Annotated in this window: 22 protein-coding genes and 1 tRNA gene; 12 read left to right on the forward strand and 11 right to left on the reverse strand. The window is 62.9% G+C overall.

All coding sequences use genetic code 11. The features are described 5' to 3' along the window. Positions 1 to 27: 27 nt before the first annotated feature. From truA to OPC11_RS05355, 5 genes are all read right to left on the reverse strand, one after another. Positions 28 to 819: a tRNA pseudouridine(38-40) synthase TruA gene (gene truA, locus OPC11_RS05335; protein ID WP_264781232.1), complete on the reverse strand. Its 792-nt coding sequence runs from the start codon at positions 817 to 819 to the stop codon at positions 28 to 30. Between the two features lie 135 nt (positions 820 to 954). Then, complete coding sequence (locus OPC11_RS05340) at positions 955 to 1,554, reverse strand: alpha hydrolase (protein WP_007976728.1); 600 nt, start codon at positions 1,552 to 1,554, stop codon at positions 955 to 957. 1 nt (position 1,555) lies between these two features. Then, positions 1,556 to 1,897 (reverse strand): DNA-binding protein, encoded by a 342-nt coding sequence (locus tag OPC11_RS05345; protein WP_007976725.1) that lies wholly within the window; start codon positions 1,895 to 1,897, stop codon positions 1,556 to 1,558. Between the two features lie 143 nt (positions 1,898 to 2,040). Further along, positions 2,041 to 2,496, reverse strand: a complete 456-nt coding sequence (locus OPC11_RS05350; protein WP_007976723.1) for a 30S ribosomal protein S19e — start codon at positions 2,494 to 2,496, stop codon at positions 2,041 to 2,043. Between the two features lie 71 nt (positions 2,497 to 2,567). After that, positions 2,568 to 3,617, reverse strand: coding sequence for a flippase-like domain-containing protein (locus tag OPC11_RS05355; protein ID WP_264781233.1), 1,050 nt, complete (start codon positions 3,615 to 3,617; stop codon positions 2,568 to 2,570). Between the two features lie 80 nt (positions 3,618 to 3,697). On the opposite strand from OPC11_RS05355, the gene thiL reads away from it, so the two are divergent. Further along, the gene (gene thiL / locus OPC11_RS05360; protein ID WP_264781234.1) at positions 3,698 to 4,573 is read left to right on the forward strand and encodes a thiamine-phosphate kinase; all 876 of its coding nucleotides are present in this window, start codon (positions 3,698 to 3,700) and stop codon (positions 4,571 to 4,573) included. 35 nt (positions 4,574 to 4,608) lie between these two features. Here thiL and OPC11_RS05365 read toward each other — a convergent pair whose 3' ends face one another. From OPC11_RS05365 to OPC11_RS05380, 4 genes are all read right to left on the reverse strand, one after another. Beyond that, positions 4,609 to 5,736 carry a site-2 protease family protein gene (locus tag OPC11_RS05365; RefSeq protein WP_264781235.1) on the reverse strand — a complete coding sequence of 376 codons (1,128 nt, stop codon included), beginning with the start codon at positions 5,734 to 5,736 and terminating at the stop codon, positions 4,609 to 4,611. Positions 5,737 to 5,770: 34 nt separating this feature from the next. Further along, positions 5,771 to 6,724 (reverse strand): AEC family transporter, encoded by a 954-nt coding sequence (locus tag OPC11_RS05370; RefSeq protein WP_264781236.1) that lies wholly within the window; start codon positions 6,722 to 6,724, stop codon positions 5,771 to 5,773. 497 nt (positions 6,725 to 7,221) lie between these two features. Then, complete coding sequence (locus OPC11_RS05375; protein WP_007976710.1) at positions 7,222 to 7,473, reverse strand: hypothetical protein; 252 nt, start codon at positions 7,471 to 7,473, stop codon at positions 7,222 to 7,224. Between the two features lie 243 nt (positions 7,474 to 7,716). Further along, positions 7,717 to 8,514, reverse strand: coding sequence for a molybdopterin synthase (locus OPC11_RS05380; RefSeq protein WP_264781237.1), 798 nt, complete (start codon positions 8,512 to 8,514; stop codon positions 7,717 to 7,719). An 87-nt stretch (positions 8,515 to 8,601) separates the two neighbouring features. On the opposite strand from OPC11_RS05380, the gene pyrH reads away from it, so the two are divergent. The 5 genes from pyrH (at position 8,602) to OPC11_RS05405 (ending at position 13,612) form a co-directional block, all read left to right on the forward strand. Then, entirely contained in the window at positions 8,602 to 9,321 is a 720-nt protein-coding gene (gene pyrH, locus OPC11_RS05385; RefSeq protein WP_007976704.1) for a UMP kinase, read from the forward strand. After that, positions 9,318 to 10,973 (forward strand): lysine--tRNA ligase, encoded by a 1,656-nt coding sequence (gene lysS / locus OPC11_RS05390; RefSeq protein ID WP_264781238.1) that lies wholly within the window; start codon positions 9,318 to 9,320, stop codon positions 10,971 to 10,973. Before pyrH ends, lysS begins: the two co-directional genes overlap by 4 nt. A gap of 145 nt (positions 10,974 to 11,118) precedes the next feature. After that, on the forward strand, positions 11,119 to 11,415 hold the full coding sequence (locus OPC11_RS05395) for a hypothetical protein (protein WP_264781239.1): 297 nt from the start codon (positions 11,119 to 11,121) through the stop codon (positions 11,413 to 11,415). 72 nt (positions 11,416 to 11,487) lie between these two features. Further along, positions 11,488 to 13,299 carry a site-2 protease family protein gene (locus OPC11_RS05400; protein ID WP_264781240.1) on the forward strand — a complete coding sequence of 604 codons (1,812 nt, stop codon included), beginning with the start codon at positions 11,488 to 11,490 and terminating at the stop codon, positions 13,297 to 13,299. Between the two features lie 151 nt (positions 13,300 to 13,450). Beyond that, positions 13,451 to 13,612: a hypothetical protein gene (locus OPC11_RS05405; RefSeq protein ID WP_264781241.1), complete on the forward strand. Its 162-nt coding sequence runs from the start codon at positions 13,451 to 13,453 to the stop codon at positions 13,610 to 13,612. 87 nt (positions 13,613 to 13,699) lie between these two features. Here the strand turns inward: OPC11_RS05405 and OPC11_RS05410 are convergent, their stop codons facing one another. Next, positions 13,700 to 14,215, reverse strand: a complete 516-nt coding sequence (locus OPC11_RS05410) for a PadR family transcriptional regulator (RefSeq protein WP_007976695.1) — start codon at positions 14,213 to 14,215, stop codon at positions 13,700 to 13,702. Positions 14,216 to 14,348: 133 nt separating this feature from the next. On the opposite strand from OPC11_RS05410, the gene OPC11_RS05415 reads away from it, so the two are divergent. The 6 genes from OPC11_RS05415 to OPC11_RS05440 all read left to right on the forward strand — a co-directional run bounded on the left by OPC11_RS05415 (position 14,349) and on the right by OPC11_RS05440 (position 20,678). Further along, positions 14,349 to 15,869 (forward strand): heme-binding protein, encoded by a 1,521-nt coding sequence (locus tag OPC11_RS05415; protein ID WP_264781242.1) that lies wholly within the window; start codon positions 14,349 to 14,351, stop codon positions 15,867 to 15,869. Positions 15,870 to 16,174: 305 nt separating this feature from the next. Then, positions 16,175 to 17,074 (forward strand): acyltransferase, encoded by a 900-nt coding sequence (locus OPC11_RS05420; protein WP_007976691.1) that lies wholly within the window; start codon positions 16,175 to 16,177, stop codon positions 17,072 to 17,074. Positions 17,075 to 17,113: 39 nt separating this feature from the next. After that, on the forward strand, positions 17,114 to 18,193 hold the full coding sequence (locus OPC11_RS05425; RefSeq protein WP_264781243.1) for a PQQ-dependent sugar dehydrogenase: 1,080 nt from the start codon (positions 17,114 to 17,116) through the stop codon (positions 18,191 to 18,193). 73 nt (positions 18,194 to 18,266) lie between these two features. Then, the gene (locus OPC11_RS05430) at positions 18,267 to 18,560 is read left to right on the forward strand and encodes a zinc ribbon domain-containing protein (RefSeq protein ID WP_232423759.1); all 294 of its coding nucleotides are present in this window, start codon (positions 18,267 to 18,269) and stop codon (positions 18,558 to 18,560) included. Between the two features lie 35 nt (positions 18,561 to 18,595). Continuing rightward, positions 18,596 to 19,315 (forward strand): hypothetical protein, encoded by a 720-nt coding sequence (locus tag OPC11_RS05435; RefSeq protein WP_264781244.1) that lies wholly within the window; start codon positions 18,596 to 18,598, stop codon positions 19,313 to 19,315. Between the two features lie 205 nt (positions 19,316 to 19,520). Beyond that, positions 19,521 to 20,678, forward strand: coding sequence for a GAF domain-containing sensor histidine kinase (locus OPC11_RS05440; protein ID WP_264781245.1), 1,158 nt, complete (start codon positions 19,521 to 19,523; stop codon positions 20,676 to 20,678). Positions 20,679 to 20,736: 58 nt separating this feature from the next. Here the strand turns inward: OPC11_RS05440 and OPC11_RS05445 are convergent. Further along, a tRNA-Gly gene (locus OPC11_RS05445) sits at positions 20,737 to 20,807 on the reverse strand. Positions 20,808 to 20,944: the final 137 nt, after the last annotated feature.

A 20,944-nucleotide genomic window follows, 5' to 3' on the forward strand; every position in this document is an offset into this window, starting at 1 on the left:
ATAGAAAAGACGAAAGGAAGTATAAAATTATTCCACGCCGCGACAAATATCACGCGTTACACGACTCCGCGTCCGCCGCTCGACGCGGAGGTCGCCGAACACGTCGCGGACGCTTTTTACCGCCGCGCCGTCGACCGAGAACTCGCAGTCGTACCCCACGTCGGCTAGATAGAGGGGGTGTGCCGACGCACACGGGACGCCCGCTCTCCCGTCGAGCGGTTCCGGTGCGAGAACGGTGTCGATTTTCGCCATCTCGGCGTCGCCGGTCGCAATCGAGTGAATCAAGGAGACGACCCGTCGAACGAGGTTTCTGGCGAAACCGCCCGCCCGGAACGTGAAGACGAGGTACTCGCCATCCTGTACCACGTCGATGCCGAGGTCCCGGACCGTCCCCTCGGTGTCCGACGTCAGGTTGTGAAAGTCGTGTTCCCCCGAGAGGCGGTCGGACGCCTCCTTCGCCAATCCGAGGTTCGCACGAGGTGCATAGCAGTGATAGACGTACTCCCGATAGTAGGCGTCGTGAGTTGCGTGGAACGCGGGAACGACGTCGGCGCTGGCCCAGACGCGAATCTCGGCCGGAAGTTCGCTGTTGAACGCCGACGGCGTGAGCCACTCGGGACACTCGAACGCGACCGTCTGTGCGAGGGCGGACACCCCCGAATCCGTCCGTCCGGCGGCGGCGTAGCCGTCCGGCACCCTGTCCGCGACGCCGAGGGCGCGAAGCGACTCGAACAGCGAATCCTCGACCGTCGGGACGTCCGGCTGGCGCTGAAATCCGTAGAACGGGCGGCCGTCATAGGCGACTCGAAAGGCACGCATCGCCAATCTATACACAATCCGAGGGTATAGTTCGTCGGATGTTACCGCGCGTTCACGAACTCGTTGAGAACGCGTACCGAAACACAGGACCGACGTTCGAGCGGCGTATCGACAAAATATAGTCAGAAACCCGAGTTAACGCCGCTCGGTAAATCCCGTAACGTACGTCTGTTCGTGGGCAGGGAACACCTCGTCGATGGTTTCCGCGCCGTGTTCGCGTGCCAGGAGCGTCCGGAGTTCGGCCTCGTAGTCGGCCTTTCGAATCTCGTCGCTCGGCCCGGATTCGACGTCGAGCGTCGCCGCGACGAGGCGGTCGACCGCCCCGCGACCGAAGCCGGAGAGTGGAACGATGTAGTCGATGTCGTGTCGGTCTTCGAGACTTTGGGCTTGCGCGCGCGAGACGGTCGGAACCCGGTCGTCGCGGCGGGTACCGTCCGCTATCGCGTCGAAGCCCATCGCGGCGACGGTTTCCAGCGCGTGGAGGTGAACGTGTTGGATGCCGTTCCGCGGGTAGCCGTCCTCGACCATCCGTTCGACCGCCGTCACCGCGGCGTCGTGGTCGAGTTCGACCGCTTCGAAGTCGAATCCGGTCGCTTCGGCGGTGTCACGGGCGTTTTTCCAGTCGTCAGTGATGCCGAAGTGGGCGGTGACGAGGGTGACGTCGTAGAAGTCGGCGAGCAAAAGGGCGGCGAGCGTCGAATCCTTGCCGCCGCTGTAGAGGAGTCCGAGGTCCATCTCAGCGGCGCTTGATGTTGAAGCTCTTCTTGTCGGGCTTCAGCTCTCGGAGCAACTCCTTCATCTTCTGGTCGTCGATTTTGCCGTTGATACGGCCGCTCTGTGCGATGGCGAGTATCTGCTGTTCGACTTGATCCGCGAACTGCGGTTTGCTCATCCGAACCGAGTTCAGTCGCTTTCGCGCACCGTCGGTGAGGTACTGGCGGAGAAGCGCCTGTTTCTGTGCGTCGGCCTGCTGTTGGGCCTGTTGTTGGGCCTCCTCCTGCTGTTTTTGGTCCTGTAGCTCCTCCATCTTCTGTTTTCGAAGCTCTTCGAGTCGGTCATCGTCGGGACTTCCACTCATGCCTTATCGGTTGTTTACCGCGCACGACCAAAAACAATTACGGAGGCGTCCGTCCCGCGGAGGACCGAGAGCGGACGCACGACTCGTCGGAAAACGAGTGGTTGGCCGGGGAGAAACGGCAACCGAAAAAGACGGTACTCAGTTTATGCGTAGCGTTCGAGTTCCGGTCGGTCGAGGTCCGAGAGGACTTCGCCAGCCGTGTCGTCGAGGAGGCTTCGACCGTCCGCCGTAATTTCGCGGCCGCGGTGCTCGTTGGACTGGATGAGGTCTTCCTCTTCGAGCTGCTGGAGGATGGTGCGGATGACCTTCTTGCTGCCGTCCGAGCGGTGGTTCGGTGCGACGGCGTAGCGGTTCGAACCGCCCTTGCTGCCGCCGTATTCGGTCGAGAGGCGCTCGACGCCGATCGGGCCGTTCATGGCGACCTTTCGGAGGAGGCTCCCCGCACGGATGTGCCAGAAGTTCTCCTGTTCGGGGGGAAGTTCGCGCTGGGAACCGGTTTTGGTGAATTCGGCCCAGTCCGGTCGGTCGAATCGATCCTCAAGTTCGTCGGCGAGCGCCTCGATAAGCGCATCCGCCGGAACGTCGTAGAGCGTCGTCATACGACTGATTTCCGTGCGGCGGCGTTTAAAGCCATCGTTACGGAGTTCAAACGGGAGCGGGCGTCTCCCCGTCAATCGCTCCTGACGCTGCCGGTACTCGCGTTGTCGGCTTCCAGCATCGCGGTGGTAGAGCCGCCGATGAGGATGGGGAGCAGGTAGGTCGCGCCGCGGTGGATGACCGCCGCCGCGCTCGCCGTCGCCACCGAAACTCCGGCGATGGGGACGAGCAAGAGGACTAACGCGGCGTCGAGCGCGCCGAGACCGCCCGGAAGCGGTGCGACACCCGCGATGCTCCCGATGGGGACGACGAACAACACGGCGGCGAACGGGACGGTGTAGCCGAGCGCGTAGAACGACAGCCACAGCGAGACCGAGGACAGGAGCCACCCGAGCGCGGAGAAGAAGACCGAGAGCGCGAGTTTACGGCGGTCTCCGGCGACCCGTTCGATGGCGTCGAAGAACCCGCGGAGTCGGTGGACCACCGCGGGTTTCGTCGTCGGGGAAACCGGCGGCACGAACCGAGCGAAAAAGCCGACGACCCGAACGACGCCCGTTGCGATGGTCAACTCGACGGTGTCCCGCTTTCGCCACCCGATGACCGCGACCGTCGGAACCGCGACGGCGAGTGCGACGATGGACAGCGCGATTATCACCGCCGTATCGCCGAGCGTGAGCACCGTCGTGTAGTAGGCCACGCCGACCAGCGCGAACGAGATGGACGGAACGAAGTTGATGGAGTCCACGCTGGCGATGGCACCGAGGCTCGACTCGTAATCGGCGTTCGTCGTCCGCGAGATGAGGAGCGCGGCGAACGGTTCGCCGCCCGCTTGCCCGAACGGCGTGACGTTGTTAGCGAACGTCGCCCCCGCGTAGAGGAAAAACGAGCGGAGGACGGTGATACGAATGCCGAGGACGCCGAGGACGGTCCGAAGCGACATCGACCACGCGAAGAGCCAACCGAGGGCGACGACGGCGACGAGCACGATAACGCGACCGTCGGCCATCGAGAGCGTGGCCATCACCTCGTCGATACCGGCGAGAAAGAAGATGACGAGCAGGACGGCAAGCGCGGCTACGAAGCCGACGAGAATCGTCTGCACGTCACCCAGGTCGAGACGCATCAACTTTCCAATAACGCCCGGGTGGCTTGAAGCCAACGAAGACCGTTCGTCTTTTTCCCCACCGTGAGAAAACGTCGGGTATGGACGAACGGGCCGCGCTCCGTCTGCTCGAAGGAACCCTCTCCGACGCGGGGGACGACGCAGCAGTCATCGATGGACACGTGCTGACGACGGACATGCTCCACGAGACGACGGATTTCCCCGACGGGACGACGCGGTACACCGCTGGCTGGCGGTCGGTCGGTGCCTCGCTCTCCGACGTCGCCGCGATGGGTGCGAACGCAGTCGCGAGCGTCGCCGTCTACGCCGCACCGGAGTTCGACCCCGACGACCTCGAATCGTTCGTCGCGGGTGCGAGCGACGTGTGCGAGTCGGTCGGCGCGCGGTACGTCGGCGGCGACCTCGACACCTTCGAGGAGTTCACGGCGTCGACGACGGTGCTCGGGGAAACCGACGACCCGGTGTTACGCTCGGGTGCGAAACCGGGAGACGCGCTGTGCGTAACCGGCACGCTCGGACGGAGCGGGGCGGCGCTCCGACTGTTCGAAACGGGAGAAATCGAGCGGGCGAACGAACTGTTCCGGTTCGAACCGCGGGTGGCCGCCGGACGAGCGCTCGCGCCGTTCGCAACCGCGATGATGGATTCGAGCGACGGTCTCGCTCGCTCGGTTCACCAACTCGCGGAGGCGAGCGAGTGCGGGTTCGAACTCGACGGCGAATCGATTCCCGTCGCGGAGAGCGTCCGGGAAGTCGCAACTGACGCCGACGACGAGCGCGACTTGAGCCTCTTTTTCGGCGAGGATTTCGAACTGGTGTTCACCGTTCCGAAGGCGACCGTAGAGGACGCGCGGGAGGCATCGCCGACGCCGATTTCCGTCGTCGGGTCGGTGACGGAGGACGGGATTCAACTGGACGACGAGGCGCTTCCCGACCGCGGCTACACGCACGGGGAGTGAACGATTCAGTCACCGGACAGATTATCTGATTCGGTCTACGGACCGATTATCTCGATGGGAACCGGCGTGAAACAGAGGACTCCGACGATGAAGGTCAGGATTCCGATCGCCATCCGTTTTGCATCGAGGCCGTCCTCGTTGACGGGGTTCGCCGGGCCGACGTACGCGAAGAACATCGACAGGAAGCCCCAGATGACCCACAGCACGGTCGCGTTGCTCACGTCGAGGACGTAGAAGACGTAGGCGGCGAGGCCGAACAGCATCGCGGGGACGAGGGCCGCGATACTTTCCTGGCGCTCGCCGATCATCGCGCGAACGATGTGGCCACCGTCGAGTTGGCCGACCGGGATGAGGTTGAGGAAGGTGACGAACATGCCGACCCACCCGCCGATGACGACCGGATTGACCGACCGCGACGGGTCGGCGAAGGTGAGCGGTTGCCCCATCACGGCGGCGATGCCCTTGAGCAGGGGCGGGTAGCCGAACTGCACTTCCATGGTGTTCGCGCTGTTGATGACCGACTGCGGGACGGTCACGGGGTCGAGCGTCAAACCGACCGCGGTGACGACGACGGTCGCAACGAGGCCCGCGATGGGGCCAGCGACGCCGATGTCGAAGAGCGCCTTCCGGTTGGGCATCTGGCCCTTCATCCGGATGACGGCACCCATCGTTCCGATGATAGAAAGCGGAACGGGGATGAAATACGGGAGACTCGCCTCCACGCCGTGGTAGCGACTCATGACGTAGTGACCCAGTTCGTGAGTCCCGAGCACGCCCATGACGGCGAACGTGAACGGCCACGCGGTCATCACGGCCCCGACCGGGTTCGAGACGGGATTGACGTGGTACCATAGCGTCCCCGCCCACAGCGTCGAGAGAACGGTGGCGAGAAACAGGACGACGTTCTTCCACGGAACTCCGTTCGGGCCGAGGTGCACGGGTTCGGCGACGAGGACGTACTCACCCATCCGCGTCGAAAGCGAGACCTCGTATCCCTGTTCACGAAAGAGCGGCCAGACGGTCTGCATCAGCCGCTCTTGGGTGACGAGGGGTTCCCCGTAATAAACCAACTGCTCGCCATCAGTTCGAACGTCGTACACCCGAAACACCGAGCGTAACCGTTCTAGCGAGGGGCCTGCCTCGGGCGGCTCCGTTGAAGCCATTCGGTCCTACTACGGAACGAATGGGTATAAACCCCTAGACGACGGTGCCGGACTGCAGGACGGCGATGAGGAGCGTCAGGACCGGGACGCTCGCGAGCGTGCTCACGAAGATGGCGGTGCTTACGTACTCCGGGCCGGAAAGCCCCCCGCTCGACCCGTGGTCGTATTCGATGCAGAGAATGAGCGGCGTCACGGCGGCGGGCATCGCACATTCGAGGACGAACACGCGTGCGACGGTGGCGTCCGAAAACCCGAGCAGGTAGACCACGCCGACGGCAAAGACCGGGGCCACGACGAGCTTCAAGACGTTCGAAACGCCGACGCGTGCCACGGCCGCCCCCGAATCGGTGTTCGCCAGTTGAATCCCGAGCATGAGCAACATGATGGGAATCGCGGCGTCGCCGGTCAGTTTCAGCGTGCTCATCATCGCCGAGTCGGCGGGCGGGACGACGCCGAGGAACCGGACGACCCCGGCCGCGAGGACGGCGTAGACGAGCGGGAGTTTGAACACCTCCCGAACGGCGGCGAGGTTCGAGGTTTCGTCGCCGCGCGAAGCGATGTAGACGCCGAGGGTGTAGGTCAAGACCGACTGGGCGGCGATGTAGAGAATCGCGGTACTCCGCCCGACGCCATCGAAGGCGAACTGCGAGAGCGGAATCCCGTAGTTACCCGCGTTGGGGAACGTGCTCGACAGGACGAGTGCGCCGAGGACGGGTTCCGTCTCGCCGAGCGCACGGCCGACCAGTTCCGCGACGACGGCCATGCCGACCGTGAAGACCAACACACCCGCGGCGAGCGTGAGTACCGTTTCCCCGCCGAGCGAGGAGGTCGTGAGGCTGTGGAACACCAGCGCGGGCGTCAAAACGTAAATCGTGACCGTTCCGAGGGCGCTCACCTCGATGTCGCGCACGGTTCCGAGGAGAAATCCGACGGCGGCAACGGCGAGAACTGGCAAAATCGCGGACGTCAACGCGGAGAGGAGTGACACTGGTCGAACGAAAACAACGAGCGACTACAAAAGCGTCGAAGGCGGAAAAGCGGGAGGCGGCAAGAGGTGGAACATCGAGGGGCGGCAGGGGGAAGATAACGAGGAGAGATGACGAGAACGGAACGGGCGGGAGGGAATGCAGGGAACGGAGGAGAGCGGGGTGAAGGGGACGAGTAAGAGGGAGGGCGTGCGTGGCAGACTCGGGACAGCGGACGGGGACCGTTTCAGGTCGTGAACCGAGGGGCAATCGGTTCGGGGGACGGTGGGGGAGGTTGCGAGTTCGGGGAGCGATTCGGCGGGTGTGGAGTGTTTCGGGGGTGCGGGGTTTTTGAGCAGGTTGCGATGTGGGGTGACGGAGCGTCGTTGTGACGGGTGTTCTGGGGTGGAGGGTGTGGCTGTGGTGGAGTTCGGGGTTGATTCAGGTCGGGGGTCGTGGGTGTGAGATTCGGAGGGCGGTCAGAGATTGCGGGGCGCACGCGGGGAGCGGCGAGCCGAAGTTACGCGGGAGCGATGCGCCACGTGGTCGCGCTCGTGTACGACCACTTCTCGACTTCGAGTTCGGCACAGTCGGTCAGTTTGACCATCAGCGCGCCGATCTCCTTGGAGGAGAGACCGACTTCGTCCGCGATGAACTTGCTCTTGAAGTAGAGCTCGCCATCGCTCGCTTTCTCGCAGAGGTACTGCTTGAGGCGGGCTTCCTTGGATTCCGGTTCAGGGCTTTCGGTGGCGGCTTGGGTGGTAGCGCTCATGTGCTGACTCCGGTTTCACCATGGAGCGGGGATATGTTATAAAGGGAGGAAGCTTAGGGTAGTTTCGGGAATCTTTAGGAGAATTGAACGCAAAGTAGCGTGAACGCGGGTAAAAACGACGTTTTACGGACGCCTCTAATCTCTTCTAAATGTTTAAAATCGCTTCTCGCGTTTTATTTCCGAGAAGAGAGATCGCTATCCGAAAGGGAGGAAAGTGGACAGAATAGGGACAATTTTCCGCCGTTATCGCTCGTGAACCCAGAACTGCTCGTCGAGCGTCACCTCTTTTTTGAAAATCGGTACCTCGGCTTTCAACCGATTGATGCCGTCCTCGACGGTCCGAAACGCCTCGTCGCGGTGCCCGGCCAGCACGACGACGAACACGATGTCTTCACCGTAGTCGATACGACCGGTTCGGTGGTGCATGAGAACCCGAAAAACGCCGTTTCGTGCTTCGAGGTCGGAGCGAATCGCGTCCAACTTGGCGTCCGCGACGCCCTCGTACATCTCGAAGTCGAGGAATTCGGTCGGCGTGTCGTCGTCCGAGTCCTTCGCCCGAACGCGTCCGGTGAACGTGGCGATGGCACCCGAGCGCTCCGCCTTCGGGTCGCGTTTCGCCCGCGCGACCAGCGATTCGAGCGTCTCGTAGGGTTCGGTCGCTTCGAGTTCGTCCACGACCGCTTCGACGTCGAGTTCCGCGGAACCGTCCGCGCGGACGAGGGTCGTTCCCGCGTGGTCCGCATCGCCGAGGACGACGGTCGGCAGGTCGGCGTTCGGAAATCCGGTGACGACGGCGTAATCGTGTGTCGGTGCGAGCGTATCGAGAACGTCGGTCACGGATTTGTCTTCCCCGCGTGCTCGCCAGCCGTCGGCATCGAGTTCGAACGCGGTCTCGGCGCTCGAAGCGTCCGATGGCTCGGGAACCTCCGAGTCGTGCGATTCGTGCTGGACGGTTCCCACTCTTCCTCGGTCCGCGAATCGGTCGGCAAGTCGGTCGGCGACGGCATCCGCCTCGTCGCCGACGACACCCACTACCTTCATGAACGTACAGGCGGGAGCGAGTCGCTTTTAGCCTTCGGTCGGAAGTTGAGAACGCTTAAGGCCGCGTCCGGGTAAGACGGCGATAGAATGAAGGTGGTCGTTTCTATCGGCGGTAGTGTGCTCGCGCCGGACCTGGAGTCCCAACGAGTGCGCGGACACGCCGAAGTCATCGAATCGCTCGCAACGGAGGGGTGTACTATCGGCGCGGTCGTCGGGGGCGGCGGCGTCGCCCGAGAGTACATCGGAACCGCGCGGAACCTCGGCGCGAACGAGATAGAACTGGACGATATCGGAATCGACGTGACGCGACTCAACGCTCGCTTGCTCATCGCGGCGCTCGGCGAGCAAGCCGCGCCGAGTCCGGCCGAGACGTACGAAGAGGCGGGGACCGCGATGCATCGCGGCGACATCGCCGTCATGGGCGGCGTGATGCCCGGTCAGACGACGGACGCCGTGAGCGCCGCGCTGGCCGAGTACACCAACGCCGACCTGCTCGTCTACGCGACGAGCGTGAACGGCGTGTACAGCGACGACCCGAACGAGGTCGCGGACGCGACGAAGTACGACGAACTCTCCGCGAGCGAACTCGTGGACGTCATCGCCGACCTCGAGATGACCGCGGGCAGTTCCGCACCCGTGGACCTGCTGGCCGCGAAACTCATCGGGCGCTCCGGCGTTCGAACCATCGTCCTCGACGGAACTGAACCGGAGCGAATCGCCGATGCCGTCCTCAACGGGGACCACACCGGTACGGACATCATCCCCGAGGGAGCGGAAGACGAGATGACCTACTGGGTACAAGAATGAGCGCCGGGACGGCACCGACCGACGACCGCGACGAGGTGGACGAGGAAAACCACCACGTCTTCTGGGCCGACGAGGTGGCCGACCGAATCGAGGCGCGGGACCCCGAGGACCCCATCACGATCAAGGGAGGTATCTCTCCGTCCGGCGTTCCCCATCTGGGCAACGTCAACGAGATTATGCGCGGCTACTTCGTCGCCGAAGTGCTCCGCGACAGGGGACACGAAGTTCGACAGGTGTTCACCGCCGACGACCGCGACCCGCTCCGAAAGCTCCCGCGGAAACTCGCCGACTTGGACGGCAACATCGTCGAGTTGGGCGACGTGAACGCCGGAGCGCTCGGGCGCAATCTCGGAAAACCGTACACGGACATCCCCGACCCGTTCGACTGCTGTGACTCCTACGGGAAGCACTTCTCGAACCTCATCCAGCAGAGCGCGGACCTACTGGGCGTCCCCATCGACGTGATGTCGAACACCGAGATGTACACGTCCGGGGAGTTGGAGGACGTGACTCGCGACCTCCTCGACAACGCCGAGACCGCGCGCGAGGTGCTCGCGGAGTATCAGGACAAGGTGGACGAGGAGTACATCCCGTTCAACCCCATCTGTGAGGAGTGTGGCAAGGTGACGGAGACGGTGACGGCGTTCGACGTGGACGCGGGCACCGTCGAGTACGTCTGCACCGACCTGAAGGCGGGCGACAACGTTATCGACGGCTGCGGACACGAGGGGACGGCGACCCTCCGCGACGGGAAACTCCCGTGGCGCTTCGAGTGGCCAGCCCAGTGGAAGACGCTCGGCGTGGACTTCGAACCGTTCGGTAAGGACCACGCTGAAGGCTCGTGGCCGAGCGGCGAGGACATCGCCCGCAACGTGATGGACTTCGAACCGCCGGTGCCGATGACCTACGAGTGGTTCACGCTGAACGGGAAGCCGTTTTCCTCCTCCGAAGGGAACATCGTGCTCGTCTCGGAAGTGCTGGAACTGCTCGAACCCGAGGTGTTGCGTTACTTCTTCACCAAGGACCCGAGCAAGGCGCGCGACTTCGACATCGGCCGCCTCGACCTGCTGGTGGACGAGTTCGACCGCTTCGAGCGGATTTACTTCGGCGAAGAGGACGCCGACGAGCGCGAGCAGGCGCTCGCCGAGCGGGTGTACCCGATGGTCGTGGCGGACCCGCGGGAAGAGCGGATTCGCATCCCGTACACATTCGCCGCCATCTTGGGTATGACGGACGACCCCGAACTCCGCGAGGAAATCGCGCGGCGCGAAGGCCACATCCCGGACGACGCGCCGGAGTGGGCCGTCGAGGCCGCCCTCGCACGCGTCGAACAGGCGGAGGCGTGGGCGAAGCGAACGGGCAACGAGTACGACTACGACCTGAAGCGAACCGAGATGCCGAACGTGGACCTCGATACCGAGACCGACGCCGCGCTGTCGGAACTGGCGGATTTCATCGAAGCGGGCCACGACGGCGAGGAGATTCAGGGCGAAATCTACGAGACCGCAAAGCGCCACGACATCGACATCGGCGACTTCTTCGGCGTGGGATATCAGCTCTTTTTCGGCGAGGAACAGGGTCCGAAACTCGGTCCGTTCCTCTCGAATCTGGACGAGGAGTTCGTCTTAGGGCGTCTGCGACGCGAACGCTAGCTGCCAACAGAGTTAAGTTGATTGGCAGGTAGTACCCTATTACGTCCGACTAACAAGGACATAACAAAGTACCTCCCAGTCGTACGAAACAATGTAGAGTCGGATTGACGACCAATCACGTCAACGACTAAACCGATATAATATCATGGCCCTGATAGAACTCAATCTAGAGAAGCCAGCGTTGAAGCGAACCGAACTCGTCGAAGAATCCGAGGTCGAGACGGCCGAGGAACCAGAAACGGAAACCGAAACAGCGGAAGCGGAAGAGACGGACGTCGAGGAGACGAAGGGCGGCAGCAAAGTCCGCACCTTCGCCCGCCGCGCGGCCGTCCTCGGTGGCACCGCCGCCGGACTCGCCGCGGTCCGAAAGCTCCGGCAGAAACGGGGCGGTACGGACGAAGAGCAGCAGGAACTCGAAGAAGACTGGCAGACCGCGGAATAACGGAGTACCGTCCGGAATTTTTTCACGTTCGTTCCCAAACGCCTTTGAGCGACGGCCCCCTTCGTTTCACCAATGGATACGCTCCTCTGGGTCCTCCTCGGACTCGCCGCCTACTGGTTCATCCTGCTTGGACTACGGGCGAACGATATGCTGCCCTCCTATATCGGCATGCAGGGGCCGGTGCTGACCCTTCACACGCAACGAGGAAAGAAACTCATCGACCGCCTCGCACGGCCGAAACGGTTCTGGCGGGCGTGGGGGAACTTCGGTCTCGGAATCGCGCTCGTCGTGATGGTCGGGACCTTCCTCCTGCTCGTCGTGCAGGCCATCGTCGTGGTGCAAAATCCACCCGCACCGTCGGCGGTTACTCAGCCCCGGAACGTGCTCGTCATCCCGGGCGTCAACGAGTTCCTGCCGCTGTCGGTCGCCCCCGAAATCCTGCTCGGCCTCCTCATCGGACTCGTGGTCCATGAGGGGGGCCACGGCATCTTCTGCCGCGTCGAGGACATCGAAATCCGGTCGATGGGACTGGCGCTCCTCGCGTTCCTCCCGGTGGGCGCGTTCGTCGAACCGGACGAGGAGAGCAGAAAGGACGCGGACAGGGGAAGTCAAAGCCGCATGTTCGCGGCGGGCGTGACGAACAACTTCGCGATAACCATCGTCGCCTTCCTGCTCCTGTTCGGCCCGGTGATGGCCTCGATTTCCGTCGCCTCGGGCGCGGCGGTCGGCGGGGTGTTCCCGGGGTCCGCGGCGGACACCGCGAACGTCCAGCGCGGCGACCGAATCGTCGCCGTCAACGGGACGGCCGTGGAGAGCAACGGCGACCTCAACGACAAACTCGCCGACATCCAGAGTCGGTCCGTGTCGGTGACGCTGAACCGCGACGGCGAGGAACGCGAGACCACGATTCAGCGCAGCCTGCTCATCACCGGCGTCGCACAGGGCTCTCCGTTCGCGGCGGGTGCGGAGAAGGGAGAAAACATCACGGCGGCCAACGGACAGTCCGTGTACACCGAACGCACGCTGCGTCGGCAACTCGCGGGCGAAAACATCGCCACCCTGACCGTGAACGGACAGCAGGTGAGCGGCCCGGTCGGTGCGCTCTCGACTGTACAGAAAGACGGCCCCATCGACAAGCAGACGGACTTGCAGTCCGGGGACGCCATCGTCATCACGTCGATAAACGACAAGCGAATCGGCAACAGCAGCGAGTTGAGCGACACCCTCGACGGGTACGAGGCGGGCCAGACCGTGAGCGTCGAAGCCTACGTCAACCAGAGCGGGACCTACGTTCGACACGATTACGACGTGACGCTCAAGGACAACGGCAACGGGAAGGCCATCGTCGGCATCCTCGTCTCGCCCGGCGTCTCGGGAATCTCGGTGAGCAGCTTCGGAACCCAACTCTACCCGGCGGGGACGTTCCACGACCTCGTTTCGGGTGGGTTCACCTCGGTGTTCGGCGGTAACGGCGGCAGCGGCCCGTTGACCTCGTTCCTGCTCGGTATCGCGGGCACGCTGTTGCTCCCGTTCGCGAGCCTCTCGATGCCGGTCGGCTACAACTTCGCTGGCTTCGTCGGTTGGAACAGCAACTTCTACGTCGTGCAGGGACCGCTGTCGGCCCTCGGCGGCGGCACCTTCCTGCTGGCGAACGTGCTGTTCTGGACGGGGTGGATAAATCTCAACCTCGGCTTCTTCAACTGCATCCCGGCGTTCCCGCTCGACGGCGGACACATCCTCCGCATGGGTGCCGAAGCCATCGTCTCGCGCCTCCCGACGAAACAGGGACGGCAGGTGACCACGATGATAACGACGACGGTCGGACTGGTCATGCTCGCCAGCCTCATCCTCATGGTGTTCGGGCCGCGCCTGCTGTCGGGCTAATCGCACATTCGCCGACGAGTCAGGTTCTTTTGTCCGCCGTTTTCCGTCTGTTCTCGTCCCTGTTTCCGTCGGGTCAATTTTCCGTCGTTCGATCGTTCTCACCCGCGCGACAATCGTCGGATTTACCGTTCCCGTCGCGCTTGAGGATGACATGTCGCTACTGGAACTGCTCGGATTCGTGTTCGGGGGCTGGTTCATCCTCGTCACGTCCGTCTACTTCGGCGTGAAAGGTGCACTGCAGTCGTACTTCGGGGAGACGCCGCCGACAATCGACGGCGGCGAAAAATCGACGGACAGCAGTCACGCGGACTGAAGGGCGGTCGGTGACAAGAAGCGACGAGAGCGGCGAAAAACACGAACGAAAAGAAACGAGAGCGGCGAGCGTCGAATCGCCGACCGGTCAGTCTTCGAGGCCCATCCGCTCGTAGAAGTCCTCGGGCGTGTCGGGGATGCGCTCGAAGTCGCCGAAGTCGCGCTCGTGGTGGCGGATTATCTGCTCGACAATCCACGAACTGAAGGTCTCGTCGAACTGCCATTCCCCCTCGGGACTTTCGACTTCGAACCGGTCGTCGGTCGCAAAGGAGACGTAGACGTGATAGAAGCCGAGAATGACGTCGGCGAACTCGCGGGCTTTCGTTCCGCTTTCCTTGCGCTTCTCGTCGAGTTCGTCGCGTCCCTCGTCGGTCAGCTTGAAATATTTCCGGTCCGATTCGTCCTCACGCTCGATTCGTTCGGTCCATCCCTTGTCTTCGAACTTGTAGAGAATGGGATACACCGACCCGTAGGACGGTTCCCAGTGGCCGCCGCTTATCTCGCGTATTTCTTTCAGTATCTCGTACCCGTACCGTGGTTTTTCGTCTAGAAGTTCGAGCACGAGGTACGATATCAGGCCTTTCGGCGGGCCACTTTTCCGCATCGGGTGGGGATTTAAGTCGTGATTTTGAAAGGCTTTCGGTCGGGGCGACCGCTACCGGAGTACTATCAACGGTCGGAACTGTGGACGGCCCAAACTCAAAAGTTCCTTGTCCGGTGGCTCCCAACCTCCACGTATGCCGAAACAGGTACCACCGACCCGCGAAGGATGGTATGCGCTTCACGACTTCCGAACCATCGACTGGGACGCGTGGCGAGACGCACCGGAGCGAACCCGGGAAGCCGCACTCGCGGATGGCGTCGAGTTTCTCCAAGCGCGCGAAAGCGTCACCGACGCGGAGGACGGTTCCTCGGCCGTGTTCAGCATCATGGGCCACGAGGCGGACCTGCTGATACTCCACTTCCGTCCGACCGTCGCGGCCCTCGACACGGCGGAACGGGCCTTCGAGCGGACCGAGTTCGCGGACTTCACCGAGCGGACCGACTCCTACACCTCCGTCACCGAGGTCGGGAGCTACACTTCCGACGAGATGGTGAAAGCGCCCGAGGACATCGAAGACACCGGCATGGCCCGCTACGTGGCGAGCAAACTCTATCCCGATATCCCGGACGCGGAGTTCGTCTGTTTCTACCCGATGAGCAAGCGCCGCCTGCCGGAGGCGAACTGGTACGACACGCCGTACGACGAGCGCGCGGAGATGATGGCGAGTCACGGCGAAATCGGGAAAACCTACGCCGGAAAGGTCACCCAGATCATCACCGGAAGCATCGGGATGGAGGAGTACGAGTGGGGCGTGGACCTGTTCAGCAACGACCCGACGCACATCAAGGACATCCTGTACGAGATGCGCTTCGACGAGGCGAGTTCCCGCTTCGCGGAGTTCGGGTCGTTCTCCTTCGGACGGCGCTTCCCGCCGGAGGACCTCCCCGCGTTCATGGCGGGCGAAGAAATCCCGACGCCCGAGGACGCACACCCCCACGGTGGCGCACACGGGGGCGCCGGACACGAGCACGGTCACGGGGACACCGAACATGAACACGGACACGCCGAAGACGGCGAAAGCCACGGACACGGTGACGACGGGGCGGACAGCCCACACGGAACGGATGAGGAGGAGGCCGAAGGCATCCGCGGCGAACTCCAAGACCTCGACATCTACGCCGGACAGCCGCACGGCGAGGACGTGTACTCCATCGTGCTGTACTCCGAAGCCGACGCGGACGAACTGTTCGAGGAGGTCGACGGCCTCCGGAAGAACTTCGACCACTACGACACGCACGTCAAAACGGCGGTGTACGAGGGCGACGAGCGCGCCGCGGTCGTGAGCATCTGGGACACCCAGAGCGCGGCCGAGACGGCGGGCGGCTTCCTGGCCGACCTCCCCGGAGTCGTCGCTCGCGCGGGCGAGGAGAGCGGCTTCGGCACGATGGGCATGTTCTACACCGTCAAGCCCGAACACCGCGAGGATTTCGTCGAGAAGTTCGGAACCGTCGGCGAAGTGCTCGCCGAGATGGACGGCCATTTCGACTCCGAACTGCTGTCGAACTACGAGGACGAAAACGACATGTTCATCGCCAGCCAGTGGCGCTCGAAGGACGACGCGATGGACTTCTTCCGAAGCGACGACTTCAGGAACACGGTTAGCTGGGGTCGTGACGTTCTGGCCGACCGACCGCGACACGTCTTCCTGGCGTAAGCGGGCGAACCGCCGGTTTCGTTTTACACCGACTCGACGTCGATGCCCGGCGACTGACGTTCGTCCCGCCAGTTCAGCCGAAAGGTGGCGGTCAACGGTTCGTCGGTCGAGGTGTGAAGGTTGGGCGAGAACGAATGGGTCCACGTTCCGAGCGACGGAGATGGGCCACAAAGAACTCGATACCGTCCTTCGAATCACGGTTCGTATCGAAAATTCGAAGAGCGGGCACTCGCCGCCGCAACCAAAACCCCCTTCCCCACGGGTGGGTTATTAAGCGATAAGAAAATCGAGAGTGAAATAAGCCTATGACAAAGCGACACGTCACGCTCCCGGAGTCCGCTGAGGCGGGCGTACGCGGGTTCATCGACGAAGTGGACGAACGACTCGCAAGTGACGAGGACACGTGCAGGGTGGTAAAGGAGGTGCTCATCGACCTGCACGGCGACCGGGACGCCTACGAATCGTGGCAGAACGGCGAACCGGTGTCGAACGCCGAACGCGTGCGCCTCCAGAGCTACGACCCCTGTAACTCGACGCTGGAGAGCGAATACTACGCCGAGAAGGACGAGGAGAAGTTCCGCACGTCCAAACACCTCCAGTGGCTCTGGCGGCAGTTCGACGCGACGCCGATGGCCGATAACGTCGAGTTCGCCCTCCGATTCCGCGAGATGCTCGCCAACCACCTCTTCGAGGAGGCGGGCGACAACCTCCGAATCTTCAAGGGCGTCACGATGACCTACGGCCACAACATCTCCGTCGGCGACAACACGGTCATCCACGACGACGTGCACCTCGACGACCGCGGGAAGTTGACCATCGGGAACCGCTGTTCTATCAGCGACAACGTGCACATCTACAGCCACGACCACGACATCGTGGACCAGACGGACGTGACGAACTTCCACACGATAATCGAAGACGACGCGCGTGTGACCTACGACGCGATGGTGCGCGCCGGGATGAAGGTCGGCGAAGATGCCGTCGTCGGGGCGCGGTCCGTCGTCCAGAGCGATATTCCCGCCCATCACATCGCCGTCGGCACCCCCGCAAAGAGCATCAAAATCAAGCCGGGATGGGAGGACGAGGCCGCTCCGTTGGACGACGTTCCGCCGACGGAAAAGGAGTCGCGGCGTATCGACTACGAACTCCCGGAGGACTTCGAACCGTTCGACGAGTTCCAGCGACCCCTCGATTCGTCGGAGTAACCCGTATCGCTTTTCTCCTGTCAATCCGTCATGTGAGGTATGCGACGCCGCACGTACCTCCAATCGATGGCACTCGGTATCACGGGACTCGCCGGGTGTATTGACTCCCCTGGCCGGTCCACGGGAGCGACGACCACGAACGGGGAACGGGGGGTGCGTGTGAAGACGGTCGCCATGAACCTCGAAGTGCCGTGGGGTGCCGCGTTCTCGACGAACGGCGACCTCTATTTCACCGAGCGGCCGGGACGGATTCGTCGGATTCGGGACAACAACCACGAGATAATCGCCGACATGACGAACCGAATCGCACACGTCGGCGAAGGTGGATTACTCGGCCTCGCGTTCCACCCGAAAAACGAGAATCTGGCGTACACCTACCAGACCTACGAGTCCGGAGGAACGCTCCAAAACCGGGTCGTCCGCCACCGCGTCAGCGACGGATTCGAACGGGAGACGGTCGTGCTCGATGGAATTCCGGCGGCGTCCAACCACGACGGTGGACGACTGTTGATTCACGACGACGCACTGTTCGTCACCACCGGAGACGCGTCGGACAGACAGCTGGCACAGGACGCGGACTCGTTGGCCGGGAAGGTCCTCAGGCTGACGTTGGACGGACGACCGCACCCGGAGAATCCGTTCGACAACGAGGTGTTCACCTACGGCCATCGAAATCCGCAAGGGTTGGCGTTCGACGAGGGAACCCTATATAGCACGGAACACGGTCCCGACGTGAACGACGAAATCAACGTCCTCGAAGCGGGGAACAACTACGGGTGGCCCGACGTGACCGGGAAGAGAGACGAGTACGCGAATCCGATTGCGACCTACACGCCGACCATCGCGCCCGGCGGAGCGACGTTTTACGACGGTCCGATATCACAGTGGAAGGGCGACTTCTTCTTCGGGTCGCTCGTCGATACGCACCTTCACCGGGTACGAATCGACGGGCGGAACGTGGTCGAACAGGAGCGACTCCTCGACGGGGAGTACGGCCGCCTCCGGACCACCTTCACCGGACCGAACGGGGACTTGTACGTCATGACGAGCAACCAAGACGGGCGCGCGTCGAACCCGGCACCGCAGGACGACCGCATTCTCAAACTTCAGCCGGCGTAACCGCCGCAGTTCGTTCAGTTCGAAAACACTTCTGAATCCTGTCGTGCGAAGCTACCAAGTAGCATGGCGACGTATGTCATGGTATCCCATGAACGTCTGGGGGTGGATAATCCTGTACGTCGTCCTGTTCGTAGGCCTACAGCTCCTCATCTACCGGTATCTCCGGAGTGAGGACGATTCACCGCTGTTCGCGTCCACACCATCCGGACCGGACGGGCGGGTTCCCGACGACATCCATCGGGAGAGCATCCTCGAGGAGTTCAACGAAAGTGACTCGGACAGACGCGTCTGTCCACACTGCGGTACGGAAAACGGTACCGAGTACACGTTCTGCCGGGAGTGTATCGGCCCGCTCGGCGTGTGGTAGTCACGCTTTTCCCGGCCGCGCACCCACCGTGAGCTATGCCTCGCGCCGTCGCCATCAACGTCGCCGCTAACACGAACCAACCCGGCGTCCGCGGCCCGATATTCCCGGACGGGCGGTTCGAGTACCTCCCGATACCGGAATCGGAGCCGACCGCTCGCTCCGTTCCGACGTACGCCGACCTCGACACCACCGTCGAACTGCCGAGCGGAGCGGGGGAACTCCCCGTTCACCTCGACCCGGAGTTCGCGGAGTACCCCTGCTGTGAACGCTACACCTACGGGGACCCCTTCGGCGTGAAGGCCCGACCGCTGCTGTCGCTGACCGCGGGCGATTACGTCTTCTTCTACGCGACGCTCTCGACGGCCGGGGAACCAAAGCGCGAGTGGATCGCACCGGAGTGGGGGACGTACATCATCGGCCAGTTTCGACTGGCGCGCGACCCGATTTCCGGCGCGGAGTTCGCGGAACTTCCGGCGGAGACGCGGGCGACGTTCGAGAACAACGCCCACCTGAAGCGCGAGGAGTTCGACGCGAAGGTGTTGGTGGCGGGGCGCGAAGACGGGTCGGAACTCTACGAGACGGCGGTTCCGTTGAGCAGCCCCGAAGCGGGAGTGACGGCGAACCGAATCGTAACCCAACTGTCGAGCGATTCGGGAAAGGGTCCGTGGTGGCGACGACCCATGAAATTCGGGGACGACGAGACGGAGGAACTGCTCGCCGTTCGACACGACGACGCCTTCGAACGCTGTTTTTGACGGCTCAGAAGAGCGGTACGGGTCGAAGCGAGTGCTTTTATGACGGTTGAATGTAAACGACCGAACAGAGAATTCAACAATCATATTTAAATTGTGATACTGGGAACGAGGTCATAACGGAGACCGGACCGATTCATCGACCGGCACCGAGTCCGTCGGTCCGCACGATGGTCGCAAGCGACCGACCAGACGGAGACACCGGAACATGGACAAGGACAAGCGAACCGAGCACGCGGGACTCGAAGCGGATTCGAAGCGGGACGACCCCGTTCTGACCGACATCTACCGCGTCATCACGGACACGGGACGATCGTTCGAACGGAAGGTCGGAGCGCTGTTGGAAATCGGCCGCGACGTCCTCGGAACGGAGTTCTGTGCCCTCTCCGCCGTCGATGGGGAGGAGTACGTCTTCGAATTCGTCCACGACCCGACGGACGAGACGGAAGCGGGAGACGTCGTTCCCGTGGCGGAGACGAACTGTCAGCGTACCATCGACACCGGGCAAACGGTCGCCCTCGCCGACATCGCCGCCGAAGCCCCGGAAATGACGTCCCGCGCCGGGTTCACCGACATGGGCGTCCGCTGCTACATCGGAACGCCGGTCGTTATCGACGACGACGTGTACGGCACCGTCTGCTTTTACGACAATCAGAACCGCATCGAGGAGTTCACCCAGTGGGAAATCACGCTCGTCGAGCTCATCGGGAAGTGGATCGGCGACGAAGTGGAACGCGACCGCCGCGAGGCGGAACTCACCCGACGGAGAAACCGCCTTGCGGAGTTCGAAACCACCGTCACCCACGACCTCCGGACCCCGATACACGTCGCGCAAGCGTACGTCGAGTTCGCCCGCAAGGAACACGACACCGAGCACCTCGACGGCATCGAGGACGCGCTCGACCGAATCGAGGCACTCATCGACGACGCGCGTTCGCTCACCGACGCCGAAGCGAACGACATCGACGCCACCGCGGTGGACCTCGAACACGTCGTCGTGGACGCGTGGGTGACCACCGCGAACGACACTATAACGTTGGAGGTCGAGGACGGACTCGAACCCGTCGTGGGGAGCCACAGCCACCTCCAACGGGCCTTCGAAAACCTGATTCGAAACACGGTCGAACACGCCGACACCGGTGCGACGATTCGCGTCGGCGCGCTCCCCGACCGCCCCGGGTTCTACTTCGAGGACGACGGCCACGAGTTCTCCACCGACGAACAGGGACAGGTGTTTCACCCCGACGGCACCGACGACGACACGAGACTCGGCACCGTCCGGGAGGTCATCGACGCCCACGGCTGGTCGATTTCGGTGACGGACGGAGCGAACAACGGCGTGCGATTCGAAATCGACGACGTGTAGAAGAGTGAGATGGAACGCCCGTGAGCGCATCCGCTCGTCACGTTCGTTCCTCGCAGAATGCACCGACCGGGAGTTGAACCCGGGCTATAAGCTTGGGAAGCTTATGTCCTGCCACTAGACCACCGGTGCTCATTGCATTCACACCGTGACTCGCAAATCCGAAGGATTTGCTCGCCACCGGTGCGCTCGAACCCAAAATAGGTTCAGCCGGACGAGAGCGAAGTTCTGTACCACCTACTTCATTCCGCACTCACTTCAACGTAGCG

Origin of the sequence: Haladaptatus sp. T7, assembly GCF_026008575.1 — an archaeon.
Classification (GTDB): Archaea; Halobacteriota; Halobacteria; order Halobacteriales; family Haladaptataceae; genus Haladaptatus; species Haladaptatus paucihalophilus.

What these genes read in the sequence shown, in the direction of transcription:
- OPC11_RS05365 (WP_264781235.1), bottom strand. Translation starts at nt 5,736, where the DNA reads ATGGCTTCAACGGAGCCGCCCGAGGCAGGCCCCTCGCTAGAACGGTTA.
- pyrH (WP_007976704.1), top strand. Translation starts at nt 8,602, where the DNA reads ATGAAGGTGGTCGTTTCTATCGGCGGTAGTGTGCTCGCGCCGGACCTG.
- OPC11_RS05355 (WP_264781233.1), bottom strand. Translation starts at nt 3,617, where the DNA reads ATGCGTCTCGACCTGGGTGACGTGCAGACGATTCTCGTCGGCTTCGTA.
- OPC11_RS05345 (WP_007976725.1), bottom strand. Translation starts at nt 1,897, where the DNA reads ATGAGTGGAAGTCCCGACGATGACCGACTCGAAGAGCTTCGAAAACAG.
- OPC11_RS05380 (WP_264781237.1), bottom strand. Translation starts at nt 8,514, where the DNA reads ATGAAGGTAGTGGGTGTCGTCGGCGACGAGGCGGATGCCGTCGCCGAC.
- OPC11_RS05375 (WP_007976710.1), bottom strand. Translation starts at nt 7,473, where the DNA reads ATGAGCGCTACCACCCAAGCCGCCACCGAAAGCCCTGAACCGGAATCC.
- OPC11_RS05425 (WP_264781243.1), top strand. Translation starts at nt 17,114, where the DNA reads ATGCGACGCCGCACGTACCTCCAATCGATGGCACTCGGTATCACGGGA.
- OPC11_RS05420 (WP_007976691.1), top strand. Translation starts at nt 16,175, where the DNA reads ATGACAAAGCGACACGTCACGCTCCCGGAGTCCGCTGAGGCGGGCGTA.
- OPC11_RS05415 (WP_264781242.1), top strand. Translation starts at nt 14,349, where the DNA reads ATGCCGAAACAGGTACCACCGACCCGCGAAGGATGGTATGCGCTTCAC.
- lysS (WP_264781238.1), top strand. Translation starts at nt 9,318, where the DNA reads ATGAGCGCCGGGACGGCACCGACCGACGACCGCGACGAGGTGGACGAG.
- OPC11_RS05410 (WP_007976695.1), bottom strand. Translation starts at nt 14,215, where the DNA reads ATGCGGAAAAGTGGCCCGCCGAAAGGCCTGATATCGTACCTCGTGCTC.
- OPC11_RS05350 (WP_007976723.1), bottom strand. Translation starts at nt 2,496, where the DNA reads ATGACGACGCTCTACGACGTTCCGGCGGATGCGCTTATCGAGGCGCTC.
- OPC11_RS05405 (WP_264781241.1), top strand. Translation starts at nt 13,451, where the DNA reads ATGTCGCTACTGGAACTGCTCGGATTCGTGTTCGGGGGCTGGTTCATC.
- truA (WP_264781232.1), bottom strand. Translation starts at nt 819, where the DNA reads ATGCGTGCCTTTCGAGTCGCCTATGACGGCCGCCCGTTCTACGGATTT.
- OPC11_RS05440 (WP_264781245.1), top strand. Translation starts at nt 19,521, where the DNA reads ATGGACAAGGACAAGCGAACCGAGCACGCGGGACTCGAAGCGGATTCG.
- OPC11_RS05340 (WP_007976728.1), bottom strand. Translation starts at nt 1,554, where the DNA reads ATGGACCTCGGACTCCTCTACAGCGGCGGCAAGGATTCGACGCTCGCC.
- OPC11_RS05430 (WP_232423759.1), top strand. Translation starts at nt 18,267, where the DNA reads ATGTCATGGTATCCCATGAACGTCTGGGGGTGGATAATCCTGTACGTC.
- OPC11_RS05395 (WP_264781239.1), top strand. Translation starts at nt 11,119, where the DNA reads ATGGCCCTGATAGAACTCAATCTAGAGAAGCCAGCGTTGAAGCGAACC.
- thiL (WP_264781234.1), top strand. Translation starts at nt 3,698, where the DNA reads ATGGACGAACGGGCCGCGCTCCGTCTGCTCGAAGGAACCCTCTCCGAC.
- OPC11_RS05400 (WP_264781240.1), top strand. Translation starts at nt 11,488, where the DNA reads ATGGATACGCTCCTCTGGGTCCTCCTCGGACTCGCCGCCTACTGGTTC.
- OPC11_RS05435 (WP_264781244.1), top strand. Translation starts at nt 18,596, where the DNA reads ATGCCTCGCGCCGTCGCCATCAACGTCGCCGCTAACACGAACCAACCC.